18 protein-coding genes are annotated in these 13,016 nt (G+C 67.3%); 14 read left to right on the forward strand and 4 right to left on the reverse strand.

Going from position 1 to position 13,016, the window contains the following annotated elements; translation table 11 throughout:
* The 4 genes from EV192_RS11285 to EV192_RS11300 are packed head-to-tail and all read right to left on the reverse strand — an operon-like array spanning position 1 to position 4,239.
* Positions 1-585, reverse strand: coding sequence for a DUF5947 family protein (locus tag EV192_RS11285; RefSeq protein ID WP_132114123.1), 585 nt, complete (start codon positions 583-585; stop codon positions 1-3).
* Positions 582-1,382: a NifU family protein gene (locus tag EV192_RS11290; RefSeq protein WP_132114125.1), complete on the reverse strand. Its 801-nt coding sequence runs from the start codon at positions 1,380-1,382 to the stop codon at positions 582-584. Before EV192_RS11290 ends, EV192_RS11285 begins: the two co-directional genes overlap by 4 nt.
* Before the next feature lies 1 nt (position 1,383).
* Positions 1,384-3,177, reverse strand: a complete 1,794-nt coding sequence (locus EV192_RS11295) for a nickel-dependent hydrogenase large subunit (protein WP_132114127.1) — start codon at positions 3,175-3,177, stop codon at positions 1,384-1,386.
* A gap of 18 nt (positions 3,178-3,195) precedes the next feature.
* The gene (locus tag EV192_RS11300; RefSeq protein WP_132114129.1) at positions 3,196-4,239 is read right to left on the reverse strand and encodes an NADH-quinone oxidoreductase subunit B family protein; all 1,044 of its coding nucleotides are present in this window, start codon (positions 4,237-4,239) and stop codon (positions 3,196-3,198) included.
* Positions 4,240-4,521: 282 nt separating this feature from the next.
* Between EV192_RS11300 and EV192_RS55665 the strand changes: the two genes are divergently transcribed.
* From EV192_RS55665 to hypB, 14 genes are all read left to right on the forward strand, one after another.
* Positions 4,522-4,860, forward strand: coding sequence for a helix-turn-helix domain-containing protein (locus EV192_RS55665; RefSeq protein ID WP_243726776.1), 339 nt, complete (start codon positions 4,522-4,524; stop codon positions 4,858-4,860).
* 21 nt (positions 4,861-4,881) lie between these two features.
* Positions 4,882-5,427 (forward strand): YceI family protein, encoded by a 546-nt coding sequence (locus EV192_RS11310; protein WP_132114133.1) that lies wholly within the window; start codon positions 4,882-4,884, stop codon positions 5,425-5,427.
* Entirely contained in the window at positions 5,424-5,699 is a 276-nt protein-coding gene (locus EV192_RS11315) for a muconolactone Delta-isomerase family protein (RefSeq protein ID WP_132114135.1), read from the forward strand. Before EV192_RS11310 ends, EV192_RS11315 begins: the two co-directional genes overlap by 4 nt.
* 78 nt (positions 5,700-5,777) lie before the next feature.
* The gene (locus EV192_RS11320; RefSeq protein ID WP_132114138.1) at positions 5,778-6,161 is read left to right on the forward strand and encodes a helix-turn-helix domain-containing protein; all 384 of its coding nucleotides are present in this window, start codon (positions 5,778-5,780) and stop codon (positions 6,159-6,161) included.
* 63 nt (positions 6,162-6,224) lie between these two features.
* Complete coding sequence (locus EV192_RS11325; RefSeq protein ID WP_132114140.1) at positions 6,225-6,827, forward strand: D-sedoheptulose-7-phosphate isomerase; 603 nt, start codon at positions 6,225-6,227, stop codon at positions 6,825-6,827.
* A gap of 17 nt (positions 6,828-6,844) precedes the next feature.
* Positions 6,845-7,042, forward strand: a complete 198-nt coding sequence (locus EV192_RS11330; RefSeq protein WP_132115277.1) for a HypC/HybG/HupF family hydrogenase formation chaperone — start codon at positions 6,845-6,847, stop codon at positions 7,040-7,042.
* Positions 7,039-7,698: a D-sedoheptulose-7-phosphate isomerase gene (locus EV192_RS11335; RefSeq protein ID WP_132114142.1), complete on the forward strand. Its 660-nt coding sequence runs from the start codon at positions 7,039-7,041 to the stop codon at positions 7,696-7,698. Before EV192_RS11330 ends, EV192_RS11335 begins: the two co-directional genes overlap by 4 nt.
* Positions 7,695-8,987, forward strand: a complete 1,293-nt coding sequence (locus EV192_RS11340; RefSeq protein WP_132114144.1) for a hypothetical protein — start codon at positions 7,695-7,697, stop codon at positions 8,985-8,987. Before EV192_RS11335 ends, EV192_RS11340 begins: the two co-directional genes overlap by 4 nt.
* Positions 8,984-9,472, forward strand: a complete 489-nt coding sequence (locus tag EV192_RS11345) for a hydrogenase maturation protease (RefSeq protein WP_243726778.1) — start codon at positions 8,984-8,986, stop codon at positions 9,470-9,472. The genes EV192_RS11340 and EV192_RS11345 overlap by 4 nt, the downstream gene beginning before the upstream one ends.
* A complete protein-coding gene (locus EV192_RS11350) occupies positions 9,445-9,717 on the forward strand; it encodes a HypC/HybG/HupF family hydrogenase formation chaperone (protein WP_132114146.1) in 273 nt (90 codons plus the stop codon). The genes EV192_RS11345 and EV192_RS11350 overlap by 28 nt, the downstream gene beginning before the upstream one ends.
* A 9-nt stretch (positions 9,718-9,726) precedes the next feature.
* Positions 9,727-10,854, forward strand: a complete 1,128-nt coding sequence (hypD, locus tag EV192_RS11355; protein WP_132114148.1) for a hydrogenase formation protein HypD — start codon at positions 9,727-9,729, stop codon at positions 10,852-10,854.
* Positions 10,851-11,930: a hydrogenase expression/formation protein HypE gene (hypE, locus tag EV192_RS11360; RefSeq protein ID WP_132114150.1), complete on the forward strand. Its 1,080-nt coding sequence runs from the start codon at positions 10,851-10,853 to the stop codon at positions 11,928-11,930. The genes hypD and hypE overlap by 4 nt, the downstream gene beginning before the upstream one ends.
* Positions 11,930-12,301: a hydrogenase maturation nickel metallochaperone HypA gene (hypA, locus tag EV192_RS11365; protein WP_132114152.1), complete on the forward strand. Its 372-nt coding sequence runs from the start codon at positions 11,930-11,932 to the stop codon at positions 12,299-12,301. The genes hypE and hypA overlap by 1 nt, the downstream gene beginning before the upstream one ends.
* Positions 12,265-12,957: a hydrogenase nickel incorporation protein HypB gene (gene hypB / locus EV192_RS11370; RefSeq protein WP_132114154.1), complete on the forward strand. Its 693-nt coding sequence runs from the start codon at positions 12,265-12,267 to the stop codon at positions 12,955-12,957. The genes hypA and hypB overlap by 37 nt, the downstream gene beginning before the upstream one ends.
* The last annotated feature ends 59 nt before the right edge of the window (positions 12,958-13,016 follow it).

Consider the following 13,016-nt stretch of genomic DNA (forward strand, 5'->3'; position numbering starts at 1 on the left):
TCAGGCACCCGCCCGGGACCGGACGTCCGCGAAGAACTCCGAGATGCGGTCGGTGGCCTCCTGGCCGCCGTCAAAGCCCTTCCAGTACATCCGGACCGTCCCGACGAGCTGGTAACAGGCGTCGATCGGGACCAGGTAGCACTCCACGGCCTGGTCGGACGCCCGCACCAGGATCGCCTCCACCTCCGGCCGGGCCGAAGCCACTGTCGGGTGCGCGGCGGCCAGCGCGGCCCAGGCGTCCAGGTCCAACAGGCACTCGGTGGCGCCGGCCGGACTGGGATAGAACGCGGCCAGGCCGGAGTCGCTGCGCAGGAAGAACACCGTACTGACCGGGATGCCCAGGCCCTGCCATTCCGCCAGGGTGATCGACACCGGCACGTACCGGTCCGGAACAGCCCGGTACTTCCCGCTGTCGTCCCGGGTGAACAGGAGATAACAGGGCCGGCAGGCGCACATGATCGAGCGGTGTTCGACGTCGGCGACGTGCCCGTGTTCCGGAGACACGTCGGCGCCGCACATCTCACACTTCTCGACCGGCGCGGCAACCGGTGGCGCCGCGCCCACGAACCGCCGCAACGCACTCACGACGGCACCGCCACCCGGACACCCTGACTGTCCGAAAGCAACGGCAACGGCTCAAGGTGCTGAGCCGGATCGTCCACGCCACGGCCCGCGTTCCGTACGTCGAACCGCGTGCCACAGGTGGGACACGCCAGCACGGCGTCCACGATCGAAACAGTCCCTAGTGGACTCCCGCAGACGCACATGTCCTTGTACGCGTACAGCGTTCCGCGCACGGAACACAGAACCACTTGCACCCCGTCGACTGTGACCGCCTTGGCCCGCCCGTTCGGCGGGCCGACGTCCACGGCGTTCCAGGACGGCGGCGGCCCCATCCCGATCTGCAACAGCTCGGGCGACGCGGTCACGCCGGCCACGGCCACGCCGGCGATGTCCGGCGCCGCGGCCATGATCGCCGACTCGATGGCCATCTTCACGGTGACCGTCGACGACGGGCACCCCTGGCAGTTGCCCTGCAGCCGCAGCTGGGCCATCCCGTCCTCGGAGACGCCCAGGTAGTCGACCCCACCGGCGTGCGAGCCCAGATACGGCCGCACCTGGTCGAGCGCCCGCTGGATCCGGGTGTCCACGTCCACCGGATGCAGGTCGTGCAGCAACAGGAGGCTTTCCACCAACGGGTCCGCCACCAGGTCCGCCACCACGGGTGAGTCGCCCAGCAGGGCCATGATCCGGGTCAGCCCATCGCCGTACATGGTGACGAGCAGCCGGACCAGCTCCTCCGCGGTCTCCTTGTCCCGGCCGGGCCGGAGGCCGCCGAGGAGCTGTTCGACGCGTTCACCCACGCCCCTCGCGTCCGACATGTCAGCAGTACTCGGCGTTGAAAGCGTGCGGGGTGTGCACCTTCTTGAGCACCTTCCCGGTGCCGAGGGACATGTGGACGCCACACGGCAGGCACGGATCGAAGCTGCGGACCGCGCGCATGATGTCGATGCCCTTGAAGTTCTCCGGCGGGTTCTCCTCGAAGATCGGCGTGTTCTGCACCGCGTCCTCGTACGGGCCCGGTGTGCCGTAGGTGTCACGGACACTGCCGTTCCACGGCGTCGGCGGATACGGGTGGTAGTTGGCGATCTTGCCGCCGCGAATCACCATGTGGTGCGACAGCACGCCGCGGACCGCCTCGGTGAAGCCGACGCTCACCGACTCGTCCGGCACCTTGAACTGCTCCCACGTCTTGGTGTGGCCGCTACGGATCTCGTCGAGCGCCTTCTGGACGAAGTGCAGCGCCAGACCTGCCGAGTATGCCTGGAAGTACGTCCGCGCGCGGTTGCGTTCCAAGGCGTTACTCCACTGTGGAATCTTCCACTCGAAGGTGACCTCGGGCTTCAACGCGGTGCGCGGCAGGTTGATCAGCACGCTGTGGCCGGTCGACTTGACGTGCGGGGTGTCCACCAGGCCGGCGAGCGCGGTCGCCCAGAGCCGCGCGATCGGGCCGCCACCGGTGTCCAGCGGCAGGAAGTCCTTGCCGTCGAACCAGCGCGGCGCCATCGTCCACGAGTACTTGTCGTCGAAGTCGCGCTTGGCCGGGCGCGGGATGGTGTGCTGGTTCCACGGGTGCCTGCGGTCCACCGGGTTGCCCAGCGGGTCGCGGGACACGAACATCTCCTGGTCCTCCCAGTCCTCGTAGAACGAGTGCCCGAGGAGGATCCGGATGCCCAGGTTGATGTCGACCAGGCTGGTGGTGACCAGCTTGCCGTCCACCACCACACCGGGGGTGACGAACATCTTGCGACCCCACGACTCCATGTTCTGGTAGGTGAAGTCGCAGTGCTCCGGGTCGTTGAGCGAACCCCAGCAGCCCAACAGGATCCGCCGCTGTCCGACCTTCTCGTAGCCGGGCAGGGCTTCGTAGAAGAAGTCGAACAGGTCGTCGTGCATGGGCACGACCCGCTTCATGAACTCCACGTACCGCATCAACCTGGTGAGGTAGTCGGTGAACAGCTGCACGGTCGCGACCGTCCCGACCCCACCGGGGTACAAAGTGGACGGATGGACGTGCCTGCCCTCCATCAGGCAGAACATCTCCCGGGTGTACCGGCTGACCTGCAGGGCCTCCCGGTAGAACTCGCCCTCCAACGGGTTGAGCGAGCGCATGATGTCACCGATGGTCCGGTAGCCGTGGTCGCCGGCGTGCGGCGACTCGGTCCGGTTGGCGAGCTCAAGGACACCGGGGTTGGTCTCGGCGACCATCCGCTCGCAGTAGTCCACGCCGACCAGGTTCTCCTGGAAGATGTTGTGGTCGAACATGTACTCGGCGGCCTCGCCGAGGTTGATGATCCACTCGCCGAGGTGCGGCGGGCGCACCCCGTAGGCCATGTTCTGGTTGTACACCGAGCAGGTCGCGTGGTTGTCGCCGCAGATGCCGCAGATCCGGCTGGTGATGAAGTGCGCGTCGCGCGGGTCCTTGCCCTTCATGAAGATGCTGTAGCCGCGGAAGATCGAGGAGGTGCTGTGGCACTCGACGACTTCCTTGGCGGCGAAGTCGATCTTCGTGTAGATGCCGAGGCTGCCGACGATCCGGGTGACCGGGTCCCACGCCATCTCGGTGAGTTCGCGACCCTCGGTGTCGGCCGACTTCTGGCGTTTGGTGCTGGTCATCGTGTCCTCACCGGCTCCTCACCAATCGCTCTTGTATCCGGTCAGCAGCTTGGTGCCCTTCTGCCGCCACTTCGGCTCCTCGTCCACGGTCTTCATCGTGAAACCGCGCAACGCACGGATCACCGTGCCGTACATGCTGCTCGCCGCGGCCGACACCTTGGCGCCCGGCGGTTCGTCCATGAACGGCATGAACTTGTCCGGGAAGCCGGGCATGGTGCACGCGATGCAGATGCCGCCGACGTTCGGGCAGCCGCCGACCCCGTTGATCCAGCCGCGCTTGGGCACGTTGCACTTGACCACCGGACCCCAGCAGCCCAGTTTCACCAGGCACTTCGGCGATCCGTACTCCTTGGCGAACTCGCCCTGCTCGTAGTAGCCGGCCCGGTCGCATCCCTCGTGGACGGTCGCGCCGAACAGCCACTGTGGACGCAACGCCTCGTCCAGCGGGATCATCGGCGCCTGTCCGGCGGCCTGGTACAACAGGTACAGGATGGTCTCGGACAGGTTGTCCGGGTGGATCGGGCAGCCCGGCACGCACACGATCGGGATGCCGGCCTTGGACCGCCAGTCCCAGCCGAGGTAGTCGGGCACGCCCATGGCGCCGGTCGGGTTGCCGGCCATCGCGTGGATTCCGCCGTAGGTCGCGCACGTGCCGACCGCGAGCACGACCAAAGCCTTGGGCGCCAACCGGTCCAGCCACTCGCTGGTGGTCATCGGCTGGCCGGTCGCCGGGTTGTTGCCGAACCCGCACCAGTAGCCCTCGGACTTGATCTCCTCGTTCGGGATCGACCCCTCCACCACCAGGACGAACGGGTCCAGCTCACCGCGGTCGGCCTTGTGCCACCACTCGATGAAGTTGTCGGCGCCGGTCTCCGGGCCGCACTCGAAGTCGATCAGCGGCCAGTGCACCGCGATCTTGGGCAGCCCCGGCAGCGCGCCGAGCACGATCTCCTCGATGCTCGGCTGGGTGGCCGCGGTGAGCGCGACCGAGTCGCCGTCGCATCCCAGGCCGCCGTTCATCCACAGGATATGAACCACAGGTTCTTCGGTGTCGCTGCTCATCGTGACCTCTCGCAGAAGTGGATTCGCCGGTCACAGGCATCACTGGACAAAGACGTTAGCCCTGGCCCGAGCGGGCGGCAAGACATATCCTTGGATTGCTTGAGAGGGGTGCTGACGTTGACCGAACCCACTGGAGCGGCCCCGAACGAGCCGGTCGAAGTCCTCCCTCTGGTCGTTATTTCCAAGATTTTTCCGGCCCGTCCTTCGTCGATTCCGGAAATCCGGGAATTCGTCCGAAGCAGTTTGGCAGATTCGCCGCTCACCGAAGAGGGAAACCGCGAGGTGACCCAGACGGTGTTCCGGGCGCTGCTCACCGCGGCGGGCCCGGTCGGCACCATCCAGATCTCGTTCCGGATCTTCCCCGAGCACGTGGAGATCGACGTGCTGCACTCGCACTCCGGCGTGCCAGGAGATCCGCCGGTGCGGGACGCCGCGGGTGGCACGTTCGCCGCGTGGATGGGCGAGGTCCTCAAGCGGGAAGGGCTCACCCAGCAGGACGTGGCCAAGCAGCTCGGTGTGTCGGTGCGGACAGTCAGCCGGTGGGTCGGCGGCGAGACCGAGCCGCGGATGCGCGATCTTCGCCGGCTGCAGGAGCGGTTCGGCGACTTGCCACTTTCCTGAACGCGGCCCTACCGTGCCGGCATGGCGACAACAGTGCGGATCGGACCGGACAACGGCCGTCTGCTGCTCCGGACCGGACGAAAAGGCCTTGCCGCGCCAGCGGGTCACGACCTGACCATTGAGATCACCCGATGGTCGGGTGAACTGGTGTTGGCCGATGACGTCGCCGCGAGCACGGTGACGATCACCGCCGAGACCGGGTCATTGCGGGTGATCGAGGGCAAGGGCGGTGCCATCGCACTGTCCGAACGCGACAAACGAGAGATCGCGGCGACGACCCGGCGGCTGCTCGACAGCGACCACCAACCCGAAGCACGGTTCACGTCCGACAAGATCACCAGAACCGACGGCGACGGCACTGTGGCGGGCACGCTCACCCTCCTCGGCCAAGATCGTCCGTTCCAGATGCGGGTGAGCCAACCGGGTGAAAATCGGTTCCTCGGCACTGGCACGGTGATCCAGTCGGACTACGGGATCAAGCCGTACACGGCCATGCTCGGCGCGTTGAAACTGGCCGACCCGGTGGTAGTCGAGGCCGTGATCGACTTGTCCGGGGCCGGTCGATGAAGTTCCTCGTGCTGTGGCGGATGGAACTGTCCCTGTTGTCCGGTGAGATGGCCGCGGCGGTCGCCCGGATGCCCAAGTACGCAGGGCCTTTGGAACGCAACGGCAAGGTCGTCGCGCGCTACCATCTCGTCGGCCAGCACGGTGGCGCGTGGATCTACGAGGTGGCGTCCAACGAGGAGCTGGAGCGGCTGCTCGCGATGTCCCCGGTGTACAACTTCGCGCGCTACGAGATCCATCCGCTCGCCGAGATGCCGGATCCGTTGAATCCGTGAATCCGTCAGTTCAGTGTTTGACGCACAGCGGGCATCGGCGGACACTTGTGTCGTTCCTCGGCGGACAGAGGTGTCCGGATGACAGTTCCGAACCTGAACCCCGCACGCGAACGCCACTGGGTGTGCGCGCAAAGGATTCGTGAACGTCGGTTGGCGCTGGGCCTGACCCAGCGCGAGGTCGTCGCACGGTTGGAACGCCGGGGCAACCGGATCACCAACCGCGGGCTGAGCGCGATGGAGAACGGGCGCGGGCTGGACCTCGGGCTGCTGCCCGAACTGGCCGAGGTACTCCGCTGCACGGTGACGTACCTGCTCGGCCTGACCGCGGACCCGGCGTCCTGGCACCCCGCCAGCACACCACAGGTGCCGTCACCGGTACCGATCCAGAACAACGGGTCGGGGATCCTCGGCCCTGGCGTACCCGACGGGTTCGCCGCCCCCGGGCGGACCCGCAGGCGCTGACCAGATTGATCTACAAAGGACTGCCACCACCACAAGGACTGACAACCGAAGAAGGTGTAGGACGTGACGAGGGTGTCACCGTCCGGGAGAGTTCGCGACCTGTTGGAGCGCCGGACCGCTCCGCTGTCAGATCTGGCCGCCCACGCGACTGACGTCGCCAGAACCTGCCACGCCATGGCCGTCCGGTTCCACCGCGGCGGCAAGCTCGTCGTGTTCGGCAACGGCGGGCCGAGTACCGACGCGCAGCACGTCGCCGTGGAGTTCGTGCACCCGGTGATCGTGGGCAAGCGCGCGCTGCCGGCGATCTCGCTGACCGCGGACGTGGCGACGCTGACCGGCGTGGCCAACCGGGTCGGCATGGCTGAGACGTTCGCCCACCAGATCCGGTTCCTCGCCGAACCGGCCGACATCGCCATGGGCCTGTCCACCGACGGTGACTGCGCGAACGTCCTTCGTGGCCTGGAAGAAGCGCAGGAGCTCGGCATGCTGTGCGTGGCGCTCGTGGGCGGTGACGGCGGCCAGATCGTCGAGAGCGGGGTCGCCGACCATGTGCTCGTGGCCGCGTCGACGGATCCACGTGTGGTCAAAGAGGTCCACGTGACGATGTATCACATCCTCTGGGAGTTGGTGCACGTGTTCTTCGAGTCACCAGGGGTGATCACGTGAACGAGTGCCATGACGACGTGTGCATCACGTGTTCGGACACTGCTGTCCAGGTGACCGTGGTACGGCTGCTCGACGACGAGATGGCCGTTGTGGACACCGGGAGCGGTGCCGGTTCCGAGGAAGAGGTCAGTGTCGCGCTGGTCTCGGCGAAGGTCGGCGACACCGTCCTGGTGCACGCCAGCGAGGCGATCGCGGTCGTGGGTGATCAGCCGTGACCGGGCAGCCGGCCGAGGACGTCCAGTCGCTGTACCCGTTCCTGTACGCTGACTCGTCCAATGTGGACGCTGTACTCGAACAGGTCAGGCAGTCGACCGTGGCCAAGGCCCGGGAGATCGTCGAGCTGCGCGAGCAGGTGATGGTCCGGGACGGCGAGAAACTGCTGGCGTGCGCGGCCGAGATGGCGTCGCGGTTCCAACGCGGCGGGCGGCTGCTGGCGTTCGGCAACGGCGGCAGCTCCACCGACTCGCAGGACCTGGCCAGCCTGTTCCTCAGCCCGGTTGACGCCCGGCCGCTGCCTGCGTTCAGCCTGACCAACGACATCGCGGTGATCACCGCGCTGAGCAACGACGTTGGGTTCGACGTGGTGTTCGCCCGGCAGATCGCGGCCTTCGGGCGGGCCACGGACATCGCCGTCGGCCTGTCCACCAGTGGGAACTCGACGAACCTGCTGCGGGCGTTCGACGAGGCCAGCCGGCTCGGCATGGCATGCGTCGGGATCGCCGGCTACGACGGCGGGAAGATGGCCGAGCTGGACAGCATCGACTACCTGTTCGTGGTGCCTTCCCCGTCCGTGCACCGGATCCAGGAGGCGCAGACCACCTTGTACCACGCGTTGTGGGAGCTGACGCTCTTGGCGATGGACGAGTTATGACCACAGCGATGGACCAGGCGAGAGCGGTCGCCGACGCGATCCTCTACGAGGGCTACCTGTTGTATCCGTACCGTGCGTCGGCGGCGAAGAACAAGATCCGGTGGCAGTGGGGTGTACTCATGCCACCCGCGTTCGCCGCCGGCGGCACCGGCGAACGGTCCAAGTCGCGGTGCGAACTGCTGGCCGAACCCGCGGACGACGCGACCCTGCACGTCCGGCTCAGGTTCCTCCAGCTGCAGGCCCGGGTCGTGGAGCTCGCGTCGCCGATCGGCTACGAGCCGGTGGCGTCGGTGACGATCGGTGGCACCGAGTACACGACCTTCGAAGAGGCCGTCGAACGCGAGATCGATGCCGTCGTGCCGTTCGCGGACCTGGTGCCGGAAACTCGCGCCATTCCGTTCACTGTGGACGGTGGTGAGGACCTGAAGCCGCTGGCCAGGGCGCGACTGGCCCGCCGCCGGGATCCGCTGCGTGGCGAGATCCTGCTGTCGGCGGCGCCGCTGGTCGGGCCGTTCGGCGGGTACCGGATCAGCGTGGAGGTGGTCAACAAGTCCACCACCCGTGGCACAACCCGCGAAGCGGCCCTGAACCGCGCGCTGATCTCCGCACACACGCTGCTTTCGTTGTCCGGTGGCACATTCCTGTCCCAGACCGACCCGCCCGAATGGGCCTCGGTGGCCACCAAACAGTGCCGCAACGACGGCACATGGCCGATCCTTGTCGGTGACCGTGGCACGGTCCTGTGCTCGCCGATCATCCTGGCCGACTTCCCGACCATCGCCCCGGAGAGTGCCGGAAACCTGTACGACGGCACGGAGATCGACGAGATCCTCACGCTGCGCACGATGACGCTCACCGACGCCGAGAAACGTGAGGCGAGGGCGACGGACGCACGGGCGGCCGAGATTATCGACCGGGTCGATCACCTGCCGCCGGAGTTGATCGAGCGCCTGCACGGCACGATCCGTTACCTGCGTGACGTGTCCGAACCGGCGAAGCCGTGGTGGGACCCGGGCGCGGACTCGTCGGTGTCACCCGAGACTGACAGCGTCACGGTCGACGGCGTGCCGGTGGCCAAGGGCAGCCGCGTGCGGTTGAAGCCGGGCAAACGGGCGGACGCGCACGACATGTTCCTCGCCGGACGGGTCGCTGTCGTGCAGGCGGTGTTCCTGGACGTGGACGACGGGCGACACCTGGCCGTGACCCTGGAGGACGACCTGGGCGCCGAGTTGTACGCGGCACACGGCCGGTACCGCTACTTCGCCCCCGAAGAGGTCGAGCCGTTGTGAAGATCTTGGTGGCAGGCATCGGAAACGTCTTCCTCGGAGACGACGGGTTCGGCGTCGAGGTGGCCCGCCGGCTGTGCCGGACGGCTGTCCCGGACGGTGTCCGGGTGGCCGACTATGGCATCCGCGGCATGCACCTCGCCCACGACCTGGCCAACAGCGGGTACGACCTGACCATCATGATCGACAGCGTCGACACCGGCGACCCGGCGGGCACGGTCTGTGTGATCGAACTGGATCCCGCCGGGGCGCCGTCCGCCGAACTGCTGGACGCCCACGGCATGCAGCCGGACGTCGTACTCGGCCTGGTCCGGTTGTTGGGCGCGACGCCGGGCCGGGTGCTGCTGGTGGGGTGCTGCCCGGCGTCGCTCGACCACCGCATCGGGCTGAGCCCGGCGGTATCCGTGGCCGTCGACACCGCGGCCGACGAGGTTGTCGCACTAGTGCGCGAGGAGTTGTCATGTGCCTGGGCATCCCCGGCGAAGTGATCGAGATCCTGTCCGACCGGCCGGACCTGGCCCGGGTGGACGTGAGCGGGGTGAAGCGGGCGATCAACATCGGCCTGCTCGATGAGGGCGAGGTCAAGCCGGGTGACTGGGTGCTCATCCACGTCGGCTTCGCCCTGTCCAAAATAGACGAAGACGAGGCCAGGGCGGCGATGGAGTTCCTCGAAGGCATCGGCAAGGCGTACGAGGACGAGATAGCGGCGCTCCGCGAGTCACAGATCCTGTAGGAGACACTCATGCGTTTCGTCGACGAGTACCGGGACGCCTCCCAGGCGCGGGCGCTGGCCGCCAAGATCGCCGGCCTGTGCGAGCCGGGACGCGAGTACAAGTTCATGGAGGTGTGCGGCGGACACACGCACACGATCTACAAGCACGGCCTGGAGGACTACCTCCCGGAGAGCATCACCCTGGTGCACGGCCCCGGGTGTCCGGTGTGCGTGATCCCGATGGGCCGGATCGACGACGCCATCCACATCGCCCGCCAGCCCGGCGTGCTGATGACGTCGTTCGGCGACATGATGCGGGTCCCGGGCAGCGACGGGAACTTCTTCGACTCCAACGCGGAGGGCACCAACATCCGGATGGTGTACTCGCCGCTGGACTCGTTGAAGATCGCCCGGCAGAACCCGGACCAGCAAGTGGTCTTCATGGCCATCGGCTTCGAGACCACGGCGCCGTCGACCGCGATGACCGTGCTGCGCGCGGCCAAGGAAGGCATCGAGAACTTCTCCGTGTTCTGCAACCACATCACGATCATCCCGGCGATCAAGGCCATTCTGGACTCCCCCGACCTGCGGCTGGACGGGTTCATCGGCCCGGGGCACGTGTCCACGGTGATCGGTTGCCGGCCGTACGAGTTCATCGCCCGTGACTACGGTAAACCCATTGTCGTGGCCGGGTTCGAGCCGCTGGACATCCTCCAGTCGATCTACATGCTGATGGTCCAGCTGCATGACGGACGGTCCGAAGTGGAGAACCAGTACTCGCGGGTCGTGCCGTGGGAGGGCAACCTCACCGCGCTGCGGGCGATCGCGGAGACCATGGAGCTGCGGCCGTACTTCGAATGGCGCGGGCTCGGCTTCATCTCGCACTCGGCGCTTCAGGTCCGGTCGAAGTACGCGCGGTTCGACGCCGAGCTGCAGTACAACGTGCCCGGCGTGCGCGTGGCCGACCCGAAGGCCTGCCAGTGCGGCGAGGTGCTGAAAGGTGTGCTGAAACCCTGGGAGTGCAAGGTGTTCGGCACCGCGTGCACCCCGGAGACGCCGATCGGCACGTGCATGGTGTCGCCCGAGGGCGCGTGCGCCGCCTACTACAACTTCGGGCGGTTCACCCGCACGAGGGTGCGGGAGGCGAGCATCTCATGACCATGTCCACCCGGGAACAGGAGGTTCTCGACCGGATCGAACGGGTCCGCAAGCGCCGGCCGAAGGTGAAGGAGGAGCGGATCACCCTCGCGCACGGCTCCGGCGGCAAGGCCACCCAGACGTTGATCGAGGCGGTATTCCTGGACGCCTTCAGCAATCCGATGCTGGACAGGCTGGAGGACGCGGCGGAACTCTCGGTCAACGAGACCCGGCTGGCTCTGACCACCGACTCGTTCGTTGTCTCCCCGTTGTTCTTCCCCGGCGGCAACATCGGGGATCTCGCGGTCAACGGGACGGTCAACGATCTCGCTGTCTCCGGCGCCAAACCGCTGTACCTGACCGCGGGTTTCATTCTGGAGGAAGGGTTCCCGGTCGCGGACCTGATCCGGATCGTCGCCTCGATGAAGGCTGCGGCCGACGCGGCCGGGGTGTCGATCGTGACCGGTGACACCAAGGTCGTCCAGCGCGGCAAGGCCGACGGCTGTTACATCAACACCGCCGGCGTCGGTGTCGTCCGCTGTCCTGGGCGACTTGGCGCGGCCACGGTCCAGCCCGGAGACGCCGTCCTGGTCTCCGGGTCGATCGGCGACCACGGCGTCACGGTCATGCTGGCCCGTGGCGAACTCGACATCGAGGCGGACCTGGTCTCGGACACCGCACCCGTGCACGATCTCGTGGCCACGCTCCTCGCGGCGACGCCGGGTGTCCGGGCCATGCGGGACGCGACCCGCGGCGGCGTGGCGACGATCCTGAACGAGGTGGCCAAAGCCGCCGACGTCGCCGTGGTCGTCGACGAGGACAAGGTCCCTGTCGGCACCGAGGTGCGCGGCGCGTCCGAACTGTTGGGCATCGACCCGTTGTACGTCGCCTGTGAGGGCCGGATCGTGGTCTTCGTGGCCGGCGCCGAGGCCGAAACCGCGCTCGACGCTCTGCGTTCGCACCCGTTGGGCCGGGAGGCCGCGCTGATCGGGCGCGTCAAGGCCGACCCGCCCGGCCTGGTGCTGCTGAACACCACGTTCGGCGGGACCCGGATCTGCGACCTGCTCGTCGGCGACCCGCTGCCCCGGATCTGCTGATGCACGAGCTGTCGATCGCCCAGTCGATCGTCGAGGACATCGCCGACCGGCTGGGCGACACCCGGGTCACCAAGGTCACCCTGGAGATCGGCCGGATCTCCGGGGTGGTGGTCGACGCCATCCGGTTCTGCTTCGACCTGGTCACCGAGGCGACCACGCTGGCCGGCGCCGAACTGGTCGTCATCGAGCCGGTGGGGGCCTGCCGGTGCCGGGTCTGCGACACCCGGTTCGAGACAACGGATCCGATCGTGCTGTGTCCCGACTGTGGCACGTCCGAAGTGGACGTCCTGGCCGGGCGGGACATGCGAATCAAGTCGGTTGAGGTGATCACGGCATGTGCGCCACCTGCGGATGTTCGGACAACGCGGTAGTACACGGTCATGGACATACCCACACGGTCGACCTGGAACAGAAGGTGTTGGCCCGCAACGACGAACTGGCCGAGCGGAACCGGAAGTGGCTGGCCGAACGGGAGATCCTGGCGTTGAACCTGATGAGCTCCCCCGGCTCCGGCAAGACCACGCTGCTGGAGCGCACGATCCGCGCGGTCGACCCGCCGGTCGTGGTGGTCGAGGGCGACCAGGAGACCATGGTCGACGCCGACCGGATCCGGGCGACCGGCTGCCCGGTCGTGCAGATCAACACCGGCGCCGGGTGTCACCTGGACGCGAGCATGCTCGCTCGCGCGCTGGACACGCTGGACCCGGACCGCGGGTCGGTCGTCTTCATCGAGAACGTCGGGAACCTGGTCTGTCCGGCCCTGTTCGACCTGGGCGAGACCGCCCGGGTGGTGATCATGTCGGTCCCCGAGGGCGCGGACAAGCCGCTGAAGTACCCGCACATGTTCGCCACCGCCGACCTGATCCTGCTGAACAAGATCGACCTGCTCCCGTACCTGGACTTCCCGGTCGGCGAGTTCACCCGCAACGTCCGCCAGGTCAATCCGGCCGCGGAGATCCTGCCCGTGTCCGCCACGCTCGGCACCGGCACGCAGGAGTGGTACCGCTGGCTGAGGTCCACGGTCTGATACATTCAGGGCAGTCGTACAGGACGATCGTACAGGTCGACTGCCCTGAAGGAGTTCAC

This window comes from Actinocrispum wychmicini (assembly GCF_004345645.1).
Lineage (GTDB): Bacteria > Actinomycetota > Actinomycetes > Mycobacteriales > Pseudonocardiaceae > Kibdelosporangium > Kibdelosporangium wychmicini.